The organism is Lysinibacillus sphaericus (assembly GCF_006864135.1).
Taxonomy (GTDB): Bacteria; Bacillota; Bacilli; order Bacillales_A; family Planococcaceae; genus Lysinibacillus.
This window is the reverse complement of sequence record NZ_SADV01000014.1, coordinates 43,097-62,178: the sequence shown is the minus strand read 5'-3', so window position 1 is coordinate 62,178 and position 19,082 is coordinate 43,097. Positions and strand designations below refer to the sequence as shown.

Annotated in this window: 15 protein-coding genes and 2 pseudogenes; 9 read left to right on the top strand and 8 right to left on the bottom strand. The window is 37.4% G+C overall.

Translation table 11 applies throughout. The features are described from left to right. Window positions 1-152 precede the first annotated feature (152 nt). Window positions 153-785 (top strand): glycerol-3-phosphate acyltransferase, encoded by a 633-nt coding sequence (locus tag C7Y47_RS16115; RefSeq protein WP_142509705.1) that lies wholly within the window; start codon window positions 153-155, stop codon window positions 783-785. 574 nt (window positions 786-1,359) lie between these two features. Beyond that, entirely contained in the window at window positions 1,360-2,841 is a 1,482-nt protein-coding gene (locus C7Y47_RS16110) for a DASS family sodium-coupled anion symporter (RefSeq protein WP_142509704.1), read from the top strand. A 186-nt stretch (window positions 2,842-3,027) separates the two neighbouring features. Here the strand turns inward: C7Y47_RS16110 and C7Y47_RS16105 are convergent, their stop codons facing one another. Beyond that, window positions 3,028-4,548, bottom strand: coding sequence for a succinate CoA transferase (locus tag C7Y47_RS16105; protein ID WP_142509703.1), 1,521 nt, complete (start codon window positions 4,546-4,548; stop codon window positions 3,028-3,030). A gap of 353 nt (window positions 4,549-4,901) precedes the next feature. Between C7Y47_RS16105 and chrR the strand changes: the two genes are divergently transcribed. Together chrR and C7Y47_RS16095 are read left to right on the top strand one after the other, a co-directional pair. Beyond that, on the top strand, window positions 4,902-5,633 hold the full coding sequence (chrR, locus tag C7Y47_RS16100) for a class II chromate reductase ChrR (protein ID WP_142509702.1): 732 nt from the start codon (window positions 4,902-4,904) through the stop codon (window positions 5,631-5,633). Window positions 5,634-5,830: 197 nt separating this feature from the next. Continuing rightward, entirely contained in the window at window positions 5,831-6,256 is a 426-nt protein-coding gene (locus C7Y47_RS16095; protein ID WP_142509701.1) for a hypothetical protein, read from the top strand. A 67-nt stretch (window positions 6,257-6,323) separates the two neighbouring features. On the opposite strand, the gene C7Y47_RS16090 is transcribed toward C7Y47_RS16095, so the two are convergent. After that, window positions 6,324-8,003, bottom strand: a complete 1,680-nt coding sequence (locus C7Y47_RS16090; RefSeq protein ID WP_142509700.1) for a hypothetical protein — start codon at window positions 8,001-8,003, stop codon at window positions 6,324-6,326. Between the two features lie 152 nt (window positions 8,004-8,155). Here C7Y47_RS16090 and C7Y47_RS16085 point away from each other — a divergent pair, with 152 nt between their 5' ends. The 3 genes from C7Y47_RS16085 to C7Y47_RS16075 all read left to right on the top strand — a co-directional run bounded on the left by C7Y47_RS16085 (window position 8,156) and on the right by C7Y47_RS16075 (window position 11,305). Then, on the top strand, window positions 8,156-8,806 hold the full coding sequence (locus tag C7Y47_RS16085) for a lysoplasmalogenase (RefSeq protein WP_142509699.1): 651 nt from the start codon (window positions 8,156-8,158) through the stop codon (window positions 8,804-8,806). 213 nt (window positions 8,807-9,019) lie between these two features. Continuing rightward, window positions 9,020-10,249: a peptidase T gene (gene pepT / locus C7Y47_RS16080; RefSeq protein ID WP_142509698.1), complete on the top strand. Its 1,230-nt coding sequence runs from the start codon at window positions 9,020-9,022 to the stop codon at window positions 10,247-10,249. Between the two features lie 90 nt (window positions 10,250-10,339). Further along, window positions 10,340-11,305, top strand: a complete 966-nt coding sequence (locus C7Y47_RS16075) for a DMT family transporter (protein ID WP_142509697.1) — start codon at window positions 10,340-10,342, stop codon at window positions 11,303-11,305. Between the two features lie 57 nt (window positions 11,306-11,362). Here C7Y47_RS16075 and C7Y47_RS16070 read toward each other — a convergent pair whose 3' ends face one another. Then, window positions 11,363-11,851, bottom strand: coding sequence for a GNAT family N-acetyltransferase (locus C7Y47_RS16070; RefSeq protein WP_142509696.1), 489 nt, complete (start codon window positions 11,849-11,851; stop codon window positions 11,363-11,365). Window positions 11,852-12,341: 490 nt separating this feature from the next. Next, window positions 12,342-12,734 (bottom strand): annotated as a pseudogene (locus tag C7Y47_RS16065) (DUF4395 domain-containing protein); the annotation flags it as partial. Between the two features lie 142 nt (window positions 12,735-12,876). Between C7Y47_RS16065 and C7Y47_RS16060 the strand changes: the two are divergent. Further along, the gene (locus C7Y47_RS16060) at window positions 12,877-13,584 is read left to right on the top strand and encodes a Fe-S oxidoreductase (RefSeq protein ID WP_142509728.1); all 708 of its coding nucleotides are present in this window, start codon (window positions 12,877-12,879) and stop codon (window positions 13,582-13,584) included. 65 nt (window positions 13,585-13,649) lie between these two features. Here the strand turns inward: C7Y47_RS16060 and C7Y47_RS16055 are convergent, their stop codons facing one another. Next, entirely contained in the window at window positions 13,650-14,330 is a 681-nt protein-coding gene (locus C7Y47_RS16055; RefSeq protein ID WP_142509694.1) for a GNAT family N-acetyltransferase, read from the bottom strand. Between the two features lie 12 nt (window positions 14,331-14,342). Further along, window positions 14,343-15,455, bottom strand: a complete 1,113-nt coding sequence (locus C7Y47_RS16050) for a mandelate racemase/muconate lactonizing enzyme family protein (RefSeq protein WP_142509693.1) — start codon at window positions 15,453-15,455, stop codon at window positions 14,343-14,345. An 85-nt stretch (window positions 15,456-15,540) separates the two neighbouring features. On the opposite strand from C7Y47_RS16050, the gene C7Y47_RS16045 reads away from it, so the two are divergent. Continuing rightward, entirely contained in the window at window positions 15,541-16,782 is a 1,242-nt protein-coding gene (locus C7Y47_RS16045; protein WP_142509692.1) for a hypothetical protein, read from the top strand. A 95-nt stretch (window positions 16,783-16,877) separates the two neighbouring features. Here the strand turns inward: C7Y47_RS16045 and C7Y47_RS16040 are convergent, their stop codons facing one another. Together C7Y47_RS16040 and C7Y47_RS25740 are read right to left on the bottom strand one after the other, a co-directional pair. Continuing rightward, window positions 16,878-18,272 carry an amino acid permease gene (locus C7Y47_RS16040; protein ID WP_255505222.1) on the bottom strand — a complete coding sequence of 465 codons (1,395 nt, stop codon included), beginning with the start codon at window positions 18,270-18,272 and terminating at the stop codon, window positions 16,878-16,880. A gap of 306 nt (window positions 18,273-18,578) precedes the next feature. Further along, window positions 18,579-18,941, bottom strand: a pseudogene (locus C7Y47_RS25740) (Na+/H+ antiporter NhaC); the annotation flags it as partial. Window positions 18,942-19,082: the final 141 nt, after the last annotated feature.

The window sequence follows — 19,082 nt, the reverse complement described above, 5'->3', positions numbered from 1 at the left end:
ATCACCAAAATGTGGGGTTGATTACAGTTCCGACTATGTGCTCTCCTAGGGGCGCCCAGTCTCCACTCCAATCAACTTTAGGGCATATGTTATAACAAACGTCATTCCTAACATTAGTGACGAGCCTATTTTATTTTGAAAGGAGAATTTTTATGATAAAAGCCGTTATTATTTTTCTTCTTGTTGGTTATTTGATTGGCTGTATTCACGGCTCTAAAGTTGCTCAGTTTTTATCTGGGGTAGATTTAAAAAAGACTGGCCATGGCAATGCAGGTGCCTCTAACGCAACACTTTCCCTTGGCTGGAAATACGGCATATTAGTTGCACTGATCGATATCGGCAAAGGCGTTGCAGCTATAATCTGTGCACATGCCTATTTAGCAGATATAACACAATTAACAGAAGTACAAGTTTGGTTCTTCACGTATATTGTAGCTGCCGGTGTCATTCTAGGTCATAATTTCCCATTTTATATGGGCTTCAATGGCGGTAAAGGAACTGCTTCAATCATAGGGATATTACTTGCGATTGATTGGACAATTGGCTTATTTGCACTCATTTTATTTGTTATATTATCTTTCGTAACGAACTATTTAATTGTCGGTGTACTTGAGTTTTATCTCGTTTTCTGTACAGCCACATATTTATGGATTCCTGGAACAGTCCCAACGATTATAGCCCTATTACTTTTTGGTATAGCCATCATTTTGCATATCGAAAATATTAAGCGATTGCTGCTAGGAACTGAGCCTAAAGTGACTTCAGCATTCAAAAAGAAAAAATAAGGATCCTCACCAAAACGTGTGGTTGATTTCCGTTCCGACTGGGCGCTTTGTTGCTGACGCTTCGCTTTCGCACAGAAAAAACACTTGTTGCTGACGCTTCGCTTTCGCACAGAAAAAACACTTGTTGCTGACGCTTCGCTTTCGCACAGAAAAAACACTTGTTGCTGACGCTTCGCTTTCGCACAGAAAACATCCGCTACGCTGCACGGTCTCGGGCCAACACGATGTTGGTCACGAAGGCGTTATCACAGGATGTGATGCTTTTAGCCTTCGTTCCTCTATTGCTGATCCCCGAGGAGTCGCCCAGTCCCCACTCCAATCAACTATTTACATAGTAGACGTTTTAACAAAAGTCATCCGCAACTTTTGGTGATGGACCAAAAATAATATCTTTTGGATATTTTTGTCTTTTCTATGACCATCTATTTTCTCGCAACTGCCCATTATCGCTATAAATAGAGAGTATTTCACATTCTAGTTTTTTTACAATAAATAGACAAATTAACTTTCTTAATAAAGCATTTTACTAGCCGATGTGAAAATTACAGTCATGTTTAAGAAAGGATGAAAAGGTATGTCTACTTCTGAACAAGCAAAACCAAAACGTAATTTGAAACCACTCTGGATTGGATTAGCCTTCGCTTCATTAATCATCATTACTTTTTTACCTAACAACGGTGATTTACCTGTAGCCGGACAACGCGCTTTAGCTATTTTAGCTTTTGCGGTCATCCTTTGGGTTACAGAGGCAGTATCCTACCCTGTTAGCTCTGCTATGATTATTGCTCTCGTTACAATCTTATTAGGGTTAGCTCCATCAATGGAAGATTCAACGAGAGAGCTAGGCACTTCAGATGCATTAAAATTAGCATTAAGTGGATTTAGTAATTCAGCAGTAGCACTAGTAGCCGCAGCACTTTTCCTAGCGGCAGCCATGCAGATTACCAATTTACATAAAAGACTTGCGCTATGGATCCTTTCACTCGTAGGGACAAAAACGAAAGCCATTGTATTCGGTGCTATTTTAGTATCTATTGCACTCGCATTCTTTGTCCCTTCTGCTACTGCACGTGCAGGCGCAGTTGTGCCAATACTACTTGGAATGGTAGCAGCATTTGGTTTACAACGTGATAGTCGACTTGCTGCTCTACTTGTCATTACCTCTGTGCAAGCTGTCTCTATTTGGAATATCGGTATAAAGACGGCAGCAGCTCAAAATATGGTCGCTTTAAACTTCATCAAAGAACAGTTTGGTGTGGATATTTCTTGGGGTGCTTGGTTACTTTATGCTGCTCCCTTCTCAATCATCATGTCAGTCGCTCTATTTTTCATTATGATTACACTAATTAAGCCTGAAACAAGTAATATTGCAGGTGGTAGAGAAGTAATAAAAAAACAGCTTGCGGAACTTGGTCCATTAAAGGCTCCTGAAATTCGATTAATTATAACATCAGTAGTTTTACTATTTTTCTGGGCTGCTGAGGGCAAACTTCACCCATTCGATACGACAACTGTCACAATCGTTGCAATCGCTATTTTATTAATGCCAAAAATCGGAGTCTATTCATGGAAGCAAGTTGAACCACATATTCCTTGGGGGACAATTATCGTCTTCGCTGTAGGAATTATGCTAGGCACGGTCTTGCTTAATACAAAAGGTGCATCGTGGTTATCTGATAAAGTATTCGGTTCACTTGGTTTAGATTCTATGCCAATTCTTGCAACAATCGCGCTTGTTACTTTATTTAATATTCTTATTCATTTAGGCTTTGCGAGTGCAACAAGCTTAGCATCTGCGCTTGTACCTGTATTTATCGTTTTAGCCTCAACATTAACGACTAATGTCGATCAGGTTGGTTTCGTTATCGTACAACAATTCGTCATTAGCTTCGGCTTCCTCTTACCTATTAGCGCACCGCAAAATATGCTTGCGTATGGGACAGGAGCGTTTACAACAAAAGATTTCTTAAAATCCGGTATACCATTAACGATTATTGGATATATTCTAGTTCTTTTATTTTCTGCAACATATTGGAAATGGATTGGATTACTGTAAGGAAGCCAGGGTTTTTTTAAACAACTGAGGGGATTACCTAATCACTTCCCGGGCTTACCCTATCACTTTTCCGGTCTACCCGATTACCTGATTCACTTCTCGAGGATGCTTTTGGGATTTCATTTTTAACAAATTAAAAGCCCTGAAGGAACAAGTCAACTGTCCTTCAAGGCTTTTATTACTTTATTATTTCGATAAAGCTGGATTTTTCATCGTACCATTTTTTGCGTAATTCACATGCCATGAGAGCGCTTTTTCTAGATTGTGTGGCGTATGGTGTCCACCTGTTGCTTCATTGGCATCATTAAAATACTTCCATAATTGCTCACGATATTCCGGATGTGCACAATGATCGATAATGAGGCCAACCCGTTCTTTTGGAGCAAGTCCACGTAGGTCTGCTACTCCCTGCTCTGTGACGATTACGTCTACATCATGCTCTGTATGGTCTACATGCGAGACCATTGGAACGATACTAGAAATATTTCCACCTTTCGCGTAAGATTTCGTGACGAAAATGCCTAATCTCGCATTACGTGCAAAGTCCCCGGAGCCGCCGATTCCATTCATCATTTTTGTGCCAGAAACATGCGTAGAATTCACATTCCCATAAATGTCTACCTCTAGCGCTGTATTAACAGAAATTAACCCGAGTCGGCGAATAATTTCTGGTTGGTTAGAAATTTCTTGCGGACGTAATACTAGTTTATCTGCATATTTTTCAAAATTACCATAAACTCGGTTTCCAACTTCCTCAGAAAGGGTAATAGAAGTAGCAGATGCAAAGTTTACCTTCCCTGCATCAATTAATTCGAATACTGCATCTTGCAGTACTTCTGAATATACTTCTAAGTTCTCAAACTCAGAATCTTTAAAGCCTAATAAAACAGCATTTGCTACTGAGCCTACACCTGATTGAATGGGTCTTAAGCTTGTTGTTAAACGACCTACTTTAATTTCTTCACGTAGGAAGTTTAATAAATGATTGGCCATAATACCTGTTTCTTCATCTGCAGGAACAATCGTTGATGGTGCATCTAAAATATCTGAAATCACAATGCCTTTTACTCTATCTAAATCTAGTGGTATACCAACTGTGCCAAGCCGATCGGATACATGTTGTAATGGAATCGGATCACGTTTCCCCTGTGGTCCTGGTACAAAAATATCATGGACACCCTCTAATGCATCAAGCTGAGCTATGTTCAACTCAATGATGATTTGGTCTGCTTCTTGCACAAAAATAGGAGAGTTACCAACTGAAGTAGTAGGAATTAGTAAGCCGTCTTCTGTAATAGCAGCCGCTTCAATAATTGCAAAATCAATAGGGCCAATAATCCCTTGGCGCACTAGCTCCGCATTATGTGATAAATGCGCATCAACAAATGAAATTTCGCCACTGTTGATTTTGTTACGAATACCGGCATCTGCTTGGAAAGGTCCACGTTTACGAATAACGCCAGCTTCTGCTAAGTATTGGTCAACTTCCGGGCCAAGTGATGCACCTGTATATACATCTACCTTGAAGCTCTCTTTTTTAGCTTTCTCCACAAGTGCAAGGGGCACCACTTTAACATCACCAGCACGTGTAAAGCCGCTCATCCCAAGTACCATACCATCCTTAATCCAAGATGCTGCTTCTTCTGCTGTTACAACCTTGCTCCGTAGCTGTTCATTACGAAGCTTTTTCGCCAACTTTTCTGCCATCCCTCTTCCCCCATCCCACTTTATTTTGTTTAACTAAATTACTCGGTTTAATCCTTATGGTATAGTCATCCAATTATTAGAAATCCAACCAAATAAACCGTCCGTATATAATTTTAAACTATTTAGAATTTTTAATCTATAACTAACGAAATATTTTATATTACGAGAAATTTTATGCATTCGCAAATTATTCAAAAATAATTTTCAACACCTTTTAATAAATTTTACCTTGGTGTAATTGTAGCTGTCGCTTTGCTTTCACTACAAAAATATTTCCTGAAGAAAGATAAATTCGATTTTGAAGAAGAAGCGTGATATGCTCTTGTTATATAAAGGGGAAAAGGAGATTTTAAATGGTTAAAGAATTATTACAGAACCACTCCTCGGTTCGTATTTATGATGGAAATCCGATTTCAAAAGAAATTATAGAAGAATTAATTTCTACTGCACAAATGGCTGCTACTTCCCATTTCGTACAAGCTTATAGTGTAATTTGGGTAACAGATGCAGAGAAAAAAGAAAAATTAGGGTTGCTCTCTGGTAATCCTCGTCAATACGAAACTTCTGGCGGTGCCTTTGTCTTCTGTGTAGATTTCAAGCGTCTGCAATCAGCAGGTAAATTAGAAGGTGTAGATATTGTGGCTGATTCGGCAGAAAACGTACTTGTTGGAGTAGCTGATGTATCATTATTCGCTCAAAACTTTGTCGTTGCTGCGGAATCAATGGGATATGGGATTTGTTACATTGGAGGCGTACGTAATAAACCTGAAGAAATAAGCGAATTATTCAATCTACCTGACTATGTTTTCCCACTTTTCGGCTTAACAATTGGGGTTCCTGCTCGTCGTAATGAAGTAAAACCTCGTTTACCGGTTGCAGCAGTATTACATGAAAATGAATATAATGCAGACAAATACGAAGAGCTTTTACCAGCTTACAACGACACAATGGAAACATACTATAATAATCGCTCATCCAATCGAAAAATTGATAACTGGACAAAGCAAATGACTGATTTTTTAATTGAACAGCGCCGTCCTCACATTAATGAATTTTTAGCAAAAAAAGGTTTCAGTTGGAAATAATTTCATCAGCAAACTGTGTGGAGTTACTATCGTATGATAGTAACTCCACTTTTCATTATCAGCTCTCTACACCTAGTATTTTTGTCCAAATCCATATGTTAAATTTAGGTATAAATTAAACAAAAAGACTCTTTCCTTTTCAAACAATTCCATTAATACTAATAGATGACCGCTATGTGAAAAGGAGTTATGTATAAATGTCCTATGTCAATAAACATCTTGCTCGTACATTAGAACAACAACATAAGCGAAGTGTAAGAGGTTTATTTTTAAAAATTCAAGACTTAAATAATGAGTGTACTTTATTAAGAAAACGCCTTGAACCACATATCGACTTAGTTGTTTATAAAGATGCTATTAATTATGTGAATCAATTCGTTTCCCACACTACCATCCTCAACTTAAAATTTATTACAAATACACAAAATTTAGAGGTCGTGGTGTTACATGCACTTTTATTAGCACATATATTAGAAAACGAAGATTCTTATCCTTTTGAATATGAACATCATTTACTGCAAGGGTACTTTCATGAAATATTTGCGTTAAACGATCATGCGAAAGCACTTTTTACTAATCACCAGGAAAAGATGCTTCACTATATGGAATCTCAGCCAACATAAAAAGAGACGATCTTCGTAGCATAGTACTACTAGATCGTCTTTTTTCTTCATTCAAATTGATTTACTTCTATTGTAATCCTTTAATAATCAATGATCGAACTGGTAAGAACTGCTCTCCTGTATCACCGTATGTGAGAATGACATCATCACCTTCTTGCAAATAAATGGCAAGCGGTTCTGTTTCCGAGCTTACTAAATAGTTTTCACCGTTATTTAGTAAAAACGATACAACTGTATAGTCGCCGAGACGTTCCTTGTAAACGCGAAGCACCTTTCCACTTGCATTTTTCTCTTCCGCATGTGAGCTTCCTTCGACTGTAGTTCCACCACGACTTAAAGCTGTTTTATATAATTTTAATGCCTCTTTAGGAGTCGTTGCATATACGGAAATTTCAGGATTTGCCGCAGATACGATGAAATAATTTTGTAAGAAACCATTTGAATCAAGTACCGCTGTTAGCCAGCTTGCTTCACCGTAAAAGTTATACAACACAGGCATTTCTCCAGACCATTTTTTCTCTATAAATTTCTTCTCGATAATTTGCAAGTTACCTTGTGAATCCATATAAGAAGCGTCTTGATTTCCAGTATAATAGGTTGCTTGACCTGTTCTTGCATTTGTTAAGGAATAGCCAAGCATTGAATCGACACCCTCTTTAGGGCTCGTAAAGTCTGTGAAATAATACATTTCGCCTTTCTCGTTAAAAATTGGGCTAACATTTTCCTCTGTTCCCTCATCAGAAGGCAGTTTTACATCTTTCTTACCAAACTTACTGTTCCAAAATCCATGTACATAATTACCGAAATAACTATTTTGTAAGCTTACCGTCTCTGGAGAAACCGCTCCATCAATAAATTCTGGGACATCCTCCAGCTTAATAACTTCTGATTTTCCTGTTAGCGCATCTACAAGCACAATCCCTTTTACATCGAAGCCATTACGTGCAGAAATAAATTCACCATATGAACGAATGTAGTATGGTTTACCATCATCATCTATTTCAAGTTGTACATCTCCACAAAAAACAAGGAATGGATGTTGTAAACGTATATGACGTTCTAAATTCGAATTTAAATAAGCAGACGGAACATACTTCATTTCCTGCTTAACAAATTTTGGATTATCTGCTGAATCCGTAGCACTCATCATAAAGTAACCAGGAGTCGAACCGCCGTTCATCCATTTAAAGAACCCAGAGAACTCAACTGGTGCAATATAAACATACTCACCATTCACTTTTTGAATCTGTAAGCGTCCTAGCTCATAATAACTCGTATTCGGTACTTGTCCGAACGCTTTTTTCATCTTATTGCGCGCAAATTTAGGAGGAACACTAGCTGGTGTTTGTGTTTCATCGAATGGTTTTATTTCAACCTCTTCCTTCATTTCAGCTGATTTGAATTTTTCATTAGCATTCCATAAAGGAGCTGATAATACATACACTGCAACACCTAAACTAGCTAAAAATAAAACACCCTTTATTTTTCTTTCTATACCACCTGCAAGAAGCGCGCCGCCTAATGTTAATAAAATAATAGCGGGCCAAAAAGCAAGCCAGTTTACATCCATTTTTGTCACATATACTGTTATACCAGTAGCTAAAAACCCTAGTACAAATACACCGATAAAGAAGTATCCAATGACCTTTTTAGATCCGCCATCTTCTCGTTTTTTTGTTATAAGCGGTGTTAATAAAACACTCGCGATTAGCCCAATGACTGCCGAAGCTATTAATAGCTTAGTCATTTTGTTCACCCTCTCTAACCTTACTGTCCACTTATTTACGACTACATACCAAAAAAGTTTCATACATAAGATGAATGGGTACCCTCTTTCATAAAAGAATAAAGGAAATTGTTACATAGATAAAGAATTTCAAAGAAAAGGAGATGAGAAATTTGTCTAAAAAAATTTTAATAACATTTATTATTTTGTTCGGTCTTTATTATGTTTTCTTCCTGTCCCATATTGCAGAAAGCTTGATACTTATCTTTAAAATTATTCCAATGCTTTTAATCATTATCTTAGCCGCTACATCAAAAAATTTAGGCATTAAAAAGTATCAACTACTAATTGTTACCGGACTTGTGTTTTGTATGGTCGGCGATTATACGCTACAGTGGTTTCTAATTGGGCTAACAAGCTTCTTAATCGGGCATATTTTTTATATCCTGGCCTTTTCTTCTACTAATGAACGACAAGTACCGGCTTGGGCGAAGATTGTCTTACTCGTTTACGGAGCAAGTATGGCTGTGTGGATTGCAGGTACAGTATTTTCATCAGGAGAAGTCGTGCTTGGTATCGCTGTAATTGCCTATATTTCCGTCATATTAACGATGGGTTGGACTGCCATTCGAACTGGTTCTACATTTGCAACGATTGGCGCTCTGCTCTTTATTTCATCAGATTCCTATTTAGCTATTAATAAATTTGTTATGCCTTTACCATGTTCACATGAGATTATTATGTTGACATATTACAGTGCCCAAATTCTAATTGCCTTAAGCATTTCTCAATATTCCGAAATCCGAAGTAAAGTGTTACAATAATATCAATTATGACTCGGCATAATTATGTCCGGAGGCTTTAGGCCAACACGATGTTGGTCACTCAGTCGTGTGTTGGTGGTGTTGCTGTCGCTTCGCTTTCGCACAGTTAAATTGCCACAGGTCGTGGCGGTCTTAGACTGAGTTCCTCTATTTCAGTGGATGTTTGCGCGCCCGCTGAAAGAAGTTAAACATACACATTAGGAGGCCATACTTATGAAAGAACAAGTAATTGAGCGTTTAATTCGTTATGCAAAAATTGATACACAATCTGATTTCACAAGCGAAACAACTCCTTCAACACAAAAACAATTTGACTTATTGCATGTACTAAAAGATGAACTTGCTGCAATAGGCTTAACTGACATTACACTAGATGCAAATGGTTATTTATTTGCAACACTCGAAGCAAATACAGATAAAAAAGTGCCTACTATTGGCTTTTTAGCACATGTGGACACTACAACAGATTTTACTGGCACAAACGTTAAACCACAGCGCATTGACAACTATGATGGTGGAGCGATCCAGCTCAATGAAAATCTAGCGATGTCGCCAACTGATTTCCCTGAGCTTAAAAATTATGTAGGTCAAACGTTAATTACAACGGATGGTACTACATTATTAGGTGCTGACGATAAAGCTGGTATCGCAGAAATTATGACGGCTATGGAATACCTAGTAAATAATCCTTCCATTAAACATGGTAAATTGCGTGTAGCGTTTACACCTGACGAAGAAATTGGCCGCGGTCCTCATAAATTTGATGTGGCTGCATTTGGAGCCGACTATGCTTATACAATGGATGGCGGACCACTTGGCGAGCTACAATACGAAAGCTTTAATGCTGCAGGCGTAAAGGTTGTGACAAAAGGTACGAGTGTACACCCTGGTTCTGCGAAAAATAAAATGGTCAATGCGATCACAATGGCGATCGCTTTCCAAAATGAAATGCCTACTGATGAAGTACCGGAAAAAACGGATGGTTATGAAGGCTTTATTCACTTAATGGGCTTTAACGGTGCGATCGAGCATACTGAGCTCTCATATATCGTCCGTGACCATGACCGTCAAAAGTTCGAAGCAAAAAAACAATTAATGCTTGATGCTGCGGCGAAAATTAAAGCCCAATATGGCGAGGATGCTTTAAGCATTACAATGGAAGATCAATACTATAATATGGGCGAAAAAATTGAGCCTGTAAAAGAAATCGTTGACATTGCACGCGTAGCGATGGAAAAGTTAGATATTACGCCAATTACATTACCAATCCGTGGCGGTACTGATGGTTCACAGCTTTCTTACATGGGCTTACCAACACCAAACATTTTTGCGGGTGGCGAAAATATGCACGGTAAATTCGAATATGTATCTGGAGAAACGATGGAGAAAGCTACACAAGTGATTATCGAAATCGTACAGCTCTTTGAACAACAAGGAAAATAATTATGAAGAAGGGTCTACCCCTTCTTCATAATTTTTAAAAAATCAATAACTGAATTTTCAAATTACAAAAAGGGTTTTGAGGTGATTTTAATGAAAGAAATTGCATTAGGCATTTTAGCCTCACTTTTTTTTGCTGTTACATTTATATTAAATCATGCAATGGAAATGCAAGGTGGTAGCTGGCTTTGGAGTGCATCTTTGCGTTATTTCTTCATGCTTCCGTTTTTACTTGTGATCGTCTTCTATCGAAAAGGTTTTTCCAAACTATCAGGTGAAATGAAAGCACAGCCTGTCGCTTGGCTACTTTGGAGCTTTATTGGATTCGTATTGTTCTATGCACCATTGACATTTGCAGCAGCATTCGGTCCAGGTTGGCTCGTTTCTGGAACATGGCAATTGACAATTGTCGCTGGCGTATTACTAGCTCCCCTATTTGTTTCAATAGTAGCTGAGAAAACAGTACGTCAAAAAATACCGCTTATTTCATTACTTATTTCATGTGTCATTTTAGTTGGCATTTTACTTATCCAACTACCACAAGCACAATCTGTTCCGTTTAAAAGTTTAATGCTTGGTATTTTACCTGTTGTCATCGCTGCATTTGCCTACCCTCTTGGTAATCGCAAAATGATGGAAATCTGTGACGGACGCATCGATACATATCAACGAGTTCTCGGCATGACTATCGCCTCGATGCCTGCATGGATAATTCTAGCTATCTATGCATTAGCAACGGTCGGGCTACCTTCCATCAACCAAGTGATGCAATCGTTGCTTGTTGGTATAAGCTCTGGTGTCATCGCCACAACATTATTTTTCATTGCTACGGACCGTGTTCGCGATCATCAAGGCAAGCTTGCAGCAGTCGAAGCAACACAATCCACAGAAATACTCTTTGTCATAATTGGTGAAGTATTATTGCTCGGCATTGCATTCCCAAATCCAATTGCACTCGCAGGCTTAGGTGTCATCATTGTTGGCATGCTGCTACATAGCTACTATACGATGATACTAGGGAAAAAAAGCGCTGTTCATAGCAGCAGCCCTACTCAGTAATATGAAAAATGTACATTACTTAATTTACTTTTAGTAATGTGCATTTTTAAGAGAGCACTATAATTTGCAAATCATTGTTTTAGATGTCCCCACTACTTCATAATCTTTAAAACCTAGTTTTTGATACATATTAATGGCCGTGTCATTTTCGAGGTCTACACTAAGTGAAATGGTATTGTATCCTTCATCCTTTGCTTGTTGAATTATTTTATGCATCAGTAAAGTCCCCACCCTTCTTCCTCTTACTTCTTTTGAAACAGCCATTCCTATTTCAGGCGTGTTGCCATCAATATAACCATAGCCTTTATTATTATCGGCAAACAATCTGTACCAGACTGCTCCAACAGTTTGATTTTCTGTGTCAAAGGCAATCAACACTTTATCTCCCTTTCTCCCCCAACCTTCATGATATTTTCTTATGCCAGGCGAGTTTAGTAAAACTTCTTTTGATGGTTTATTCTCAGGAATATGAATAGATTCATATAACATATCTAGAAAAAACTCAAACTCTTTTTCATTACCTTCGAAGTTTCTAATAGAAAACATAAAATAAACACCCCTTCTCGTTAAGGTATATTATATATTAAATTGTAATTTTTGGTATAATCATTTTGTAGGATCAGCGTCACAGATGAGACCTTGGAGCGAGCAATGCGAGTGAAGCGGCGCCTAGCCGAAACAGAAATCAACCACACGTTATGATAAGGATTTCATTTTTATCGGAACGCTTTGAAGATTTATCGGAACATATTATCATTTTATCGGAATATTATGCCGTTTTATCGGAACAATTGCCGTTTCAAGCAAAAAAAAGACGACTCAATCTCAATGGAGTGAGTCGTCTAGAGATTTTACGTTCCCAAAAAATGAGGGGGGTTTTAGGAGCGTTATCATGAACTAGCAAACTTCTGGAGAAAAGTAGCTAAAGTTCATCCTCTCTACACTGTATTGTAGAGGAGGAATAATCTTTATACGATAATGATAATCATTATCAATTACAAAGTCAACATTAATCTGAAAATTTTTTAAGTTTTTTTTATGCCTTCTTCAGCGAGCGACGATATTGCCATTGCTTTAGCTGAAAATGAAAGAAACAACCTATACAAAAGCCTGCAATTGCTATCGATGAAGCTATAGCGACCATTCCCGTAAAGAGATAGCCAACCACCTGCCATTTAAGCAAGTAACCTAAAATTCCTCCTGCTAAACAAAAGCTAGCAATACTAGAATTAAATTTTTGCTGCTGCGCATCCTCTGGTATATATGTAGATAGCGCATTTTTTAGAAACAGCTTCCCTACCCGAATAATAGGATTGTAATTGCATAAAACACCAAGTAAATTTGCTACTAATGGAATTGCTAAAATCCAAGCGACCCACGTTAGAATGACACTTAACAAAATCGTCCATTGATTAGGTCGAACGAGAGGCGAATTGCATGAGGCTGTGACATTTTAAAACCAACCTTTCAGATACGTTTAATACATTTTACTATATTGCATACCATTTGTGAAGCAAAAATGATTAATTTATAATTGAAGTAGCAGAAGAATGAAAGAAAAGGTGATGACAATGCCAGCATTAACGATGGATCAAGTTCGACAATTGAATTCCTATAGCATTTATACAACAGAACCAAAGCGGACATTATTTACATTAGCTGATATACATAAGGACTTTTACCATCCTGACTTTTTAAACCTTATGATGGGAATTACGGAGGCAGCAACGGAAACAGCCGCTATTTCGCACTTTGCACGCCGCTACGGTATGTTTTTCGCTATGCAACTTTACATGCTTGCTGCCTATGACGAGGTATGGAATGGAAAACCTATCGAGCTCCGCTTTGATGCAGCAAAAGAAGTCGACAGTTTTACAGTCGCAATGTTTGTTAACCCTAACGATTGGCGCTATGTCGAGGAGGAAGAACGTCAAACCGTTATTGAGAAGATTCTATATGATGGGCATGTTATCGTTCAACAGCTCCGTAAAGTAACATCTATTTCCCCTCTTACTATTTGGGAGAATTTCTTTGGATATCTACTTTGGCACTATCATGTATTGCTTTCTAATCCTGGTCTAGCTGATCAAGCGATGGAAGATATTGAAGCTTTAGAGGACCCTAAAACATGGGCTCGCTTCTCCAACAAATCTTGGTGGGCACAATATACAGGAGGTCAAAGCCCCACTAATTTAGTGAACGTTCCCGTACGGAAATCATGCTGTTTTTCTAAAGACATACCTGGTTTAATGGCTTGTGGCTTTTGCCCGATGAAATAAAAATCTCCTAAACAAAAAAGCCTTACCTCTTACAATAAGTAAAAGGTAAGGCTTTTTGCTGGTATTTATTTTTCATAAACGACGAACCAATTATTTTGATCCTCATACATAGAAGTACCTATATAACCCTGTTCCAAAAGCTGTTGCTGACCAACTGTATCATCCATTGAAATCGTCTTCTTTTCTGTAAAGGTTGATAGCTCTTGACGCAAGTCTTTATAGAAAATATATCGTAGCTTATCTACATACTTAATCTTTAATCCCTTTACGACTAGCCCTTGAAAAAATTTATCTTTCAAGCTAGGGATATTATATGGCTTTACTGTGGAGCATACATAATCATATTTCTCTAAATCGATATGGCCCATGACAACTTGGGCTAATGTTTTTTGTAATCCATAGCCACGATATGTTGGTGAGACATTCGATATTTCTTGATATAAAACTTTATGAAATTCAACCTCGGCAATCCCACAATCATAGCCAAGGTGTTCGCCATCAACAGGTGGATTCAATAATGCACGAAAGGCAATTAACTCATCTCCTACGTAAGCACCTATCATCATGCCATTGCCGCTTAAAATATAGTCAAATTCCTCAGTGCTTAATGGTTGTAAAACACTTTGGTCCGCTAATGATTGATAAACCACAAGCTGTAAGTTTTCAATCTCTTGCAAATGCCGAAGATTTAATGTTGTCACAAAAAACGGCGTTTCTCCAAGCATGCCTTCGTAAATTTTTTCCATTCCGCCGCCTCCTTAGGCTGTTACAATTGTTGAGAACTTACATAATTCTTTAAGGATTTCTTCATCTACGTCTACACCTAATCCTGGGTTTTCATTTAAACAAATAAATGGCACATCATAGTGTAAGTTTCCAACATCCTTAGAAAATTTTAATGGACCTGTTAATTCTACACTTGTCATTATTTTTTTAGAGAATGCTACATGGAAACCGGCTGCTGAACCAACCGATGATTCTACCATTGAACCGATTTGACATTCAATGCCTGCCATTTCAGCCATCACTGCTAGTTTCATAGCAGGATAAATTCCACCGCACTTCATTAATTTAATATTGACTTTATCTGCTGCACGCTTTGCAATAATTTCACGCATTTCACGTACACCGTGAAGCCCTTCATCAATCATTAATGGTACATCTGTTTTCGACTTCACTTCTACCATACCATCAATATCTTCACTATCTACTGGCTGCTCTAACCAATCGATATTTAGATCCTTTAATGCACGTAAACCTTGTAAAGTAGTTGACGCATTGCCCCATCCTTGGTTTACATCTACTCGAATGGCGATGTCTTCACCAATACGTTCACGCACCGCTTTAATACGAGCAACATCACGGGCTACCTCTGTTCCTACCTTCATTTTAAATGATCGATAGCCCATCTCTACACGGTTAACCGCCTCTTCTGCCATCGCTTCAGGTGTTCCAATGCTCAGTACATGTGTAATCGGGAATTTCTCATGATAACGCCCACCTAGTAGTTGATACACCGGAACTTGTAACGCTTTCCCTGCAATATCGAAACAAGCAATGTCAATCGCTGCTTTCGCTGCTGGTACATCCTTCACAACTTTATTCAATTTATCGTGAAGCTTTTCAAAGGCCATTGGATTTTCTCCAATGATTGCAGGAGCAAGCTGGTTCTTTAATACAGCATATGTGCTCTCCCACGTCTCCCCTGTTACGTGCTCATCTGGTACAGCTTCACCGTAGCCCACAATTCCTGTGTCTGTCGTCACCTTCAAAATAATAGAAGGCATTGTATCATATGTAGCATAGCTGATGATAAATGGATCAATAAGTGGTAAATGAATTGCAAAAATTTCTACTTGTTGGATTTTCATTTTTATCAATCTCCTGTATAATTTAATTGTCGCTAATACGTCGCTAATTGTTGAAAAAATATAGAATAGAAAAGGAGCGTTGCTTATGTCTACTAAAATAGCGGTTATCTGCTCTAAAGCATTTATGAAGCGTATAAACAGTATCGCACAAAACATAGAAAATATTCAAATAGATTTTTATCTTTACAATCAACCTACAGAGGTACCCGTTTTGTTAAAGGAAATGAAGCCCTGTGATGCACTCTTATTTGGAGGAACGCTACCCTATTTACATGCCCAATCTGCTTTGTCAGAACTTCCTATACCTTGGAATTATATAAAACAAGATGAGGCGGCAATTTCTACAACTTTACTGTCCCTGATAGCAAATCATGCAGTACCTTTGAATAGAATTTCCATTGATGTTATGAATCCAGCTATTGTAGAAAATGTTCTAACAGAAATAGAGTATTATGGTTCAAAACCATATATCCAACCTATTTCTATCACGAAATCCACCCACTCTATATTACAGCATCATATAGCTTTATGGGAGGCTAACAGCATTGATTTTGTCATAACAAGTATCCATAGTGTGTTCGATGAATTACAAGCTCTTCAAATACCTGCAATGCGCATGTTAGATGCAACTAACTCCATTGTACAATGCTTAGAGGAAACGAAATCCCAATCACTTCTTATAAAATCCGAATCTGTAAAAGCCGTTGTCGGGCTATTAGAAGCTCCTAAAGATAAACTTATAGACTATAACATGTTAAGACAAATCACAGCAGCTACACATTCAACTTATAAAGAAATTTCACCGTACTCTTTTGAGCTATATACGACAGCTGGGCATTTGCAAAGGGCACTCGAAAAAAAGAATTTACAGAGCTTATTACAACAAACCGATCAGCCATTTAAGCTAGCATTTGGTTATGGTCATTCAATATTTGAAGCAACTCAAAATGCTAAGAATGCATTAACATTTGCTAAACCTTATGAAATTTATATGCTAGATGAACATAAAAATTTGCTAGGACCATTCCCTAAATCAGAAGTAAGACTAGCTTTAAAAACTGATGATCCCTACGTTTTACAAATGGCAAAGCAAACAAGCTTAAGTCCATTAAATATTTCCAAGATCATTCATTTTAGCCGAGAGCGACAATCAGCTCAATTTACATCTCATAATCTTGCAGAATACTTACAAGTTACACGCCGCACAACAGAGCGTATTATTAAAAAATTAGTGGATAACGGCTATGCTAAAGTAGTTGGTGAAGAAATGACTCACCAACAAGGCCGCCCACGTACAATTTATGAATTGAACTTTGCTATTTATTAAAAAAGTCTCGCAGATACTTTTGGCATCTGCGAGACTACAGTTAGCTAGTAGATGGGATCATATAGATTTAGTCCACTACCGCCAAATTTTTTATATTATTTCAAATTATTATTTTCAAATTCAAAATCAACATCCTTAAGATTAACTATTTTTGTTTTTTTAATGATTTTATAGCCCAACCATAAAGAAAGGAAGAATGGGATTCCTAAATATGCTGCAATAACACTACCCCAATCTATTTCTTCAGCCATAAACGCTTGGAAATTTTGTGCAATGATTACAATTAGTCCACATGCTATTGCAAAAATCGGTCCAATCGGGAACCATTTTGCTCTATAAGGCAAATCGTCCAACGAATACCCTTGTGCAATATAAGCTTTACGGAATCGATAGTGACTGACAGAGATTCCTAACCAGAAGATAAACCCTGTTATACCTATTGCATTCATTAACCAAATATAAACTACCCCATCCCCAAAAAAGGAAGCTAAAAAGGCAAGCATACCGACTGCACATGTTAATATCATACCCGCAACAGGAACACCACGTTTGTTCAACTTTCCAAAAATTTTTGGAGCCTGGCCTTCTTTAGCCATAGAGTATAGCATACGTGTTGAAGCATACAAACTTGAATTCCCTGCTGATAAAACTGCTGATAAAATAACAGCATTCATTAATGAAGCAGCAAATGCAAATCCAGCTTTTTCAAATACCATGGTAAATGGACTGACCATTACATTTTCACTTTGTAAATTTGGATGTGTATACGGTATGATAAGCCCAATAACTAAAATTGCAAATACGTAGAAAAGAAGAATTCTCCAAAACACACTTTTAATAGCTGTAGGTACATTTTTCGCTGGATTCTCGCTTTCTCCAGCAGCTACCCCAACAATTTCTGTACCTTGGAATGAAAACCCTGCTGCAATAAAGACAATAAAAACACCTAAAATTCCACCTGAAAAAGGTGCATCATCTACAGTAAAATTTTTGAATCCTACTGCTTCCCCACCCATTATACCGAAAATCATTAGTAAGCCGACTATAATAAAAATTACAATTGCACTTACTTTAATTAATGACAGCCAATATTCTCCTTCACCGTATCCTTTAACGGATAGAAAATTTAATAGGAAAATAAGAGCTAAAAATGAACCGCTCCATACTATAGATGAGCTGTTTGGAAACCAAAATTTCATAATCATTGTAGAAGCAGATAACTCAGCTGCAATCGTCATTGCCCAATTAAACCAGTAGGTCCAACCAATTGCAAATCCAAAAGCTGGATCAACAAATTTTGTACCATAAGTACTAAATGCACCACTTGTAGGCATAAATGCTGCTAGTTCTCCTAAACTTGTCATCACAAAGAAAATCATAGCTCCAACTAAAGTATATGCTAGTAATGCACCGCCTGGACCTGCGGTACTGATTGCTGCACCGCTACTAAGGAACAATCCTGTACCAATTGCTCCACCAATCGAGATCATTGTTAAATGTCGAGATTTCAAACCCTTTTTTAAACCGTGTTCTTCTTGATGAATAATAATGGGTGAATCTTCATGAGATATACTATTTTCTTTTTTTAAGACCATTTTTTTATCCTTTCTAAAAACACTTAATGTTGCCAATTAAAAGAAAACTAAATCTAGTTTTTCTTTACCTAGCTGTTGTTATATATCAAAATTAAATGTCTTCGTTAAAATAATAATGATAAAATCTCTTTTTAATAAACCCTTGCGATAACAGCATAATTGTTACTTAGAACCATGCTGGAGAAATTAATTTTAGCCTTAATAAATCATTGTTACGCCGACTCTATTACCGATCCATGCTCCGATAGTTAATCCTACTAAAATAATAATGACAATGGCAGGTAAAGCTAGCGTATACCCTTTTTACATCATTTCCTCAAATTCCATCCATTTAAGTCCATGCATTTTAGCAACAATTGCTGCTACAGTTGTTCAACCAATAAATGAAACGTGAGGACTTTGCCCTAATACTACTACCGTAATAAGCATAGTTATAATCATAATTCCATAAATTAGAAAGTGCCCAACTAGCACTCTCCTTTTTTATCATTCCATCCCCTTTTTTGCACCTATCCCCTTTTCAACTTTTCTAAGACGCAAATATTTTTTTATGTTTTTTAGCATAATATTCGAAAAATTAAAAGTCAACGCAAAAATTTTATGCTTCTCGAGCTATTTCGACTATTTTTGCGCAATAAAACGCTTTCAAATAGCGATTATAGACGATACGAAATATTCATATATTTCGATAAAAAACAAAATAAA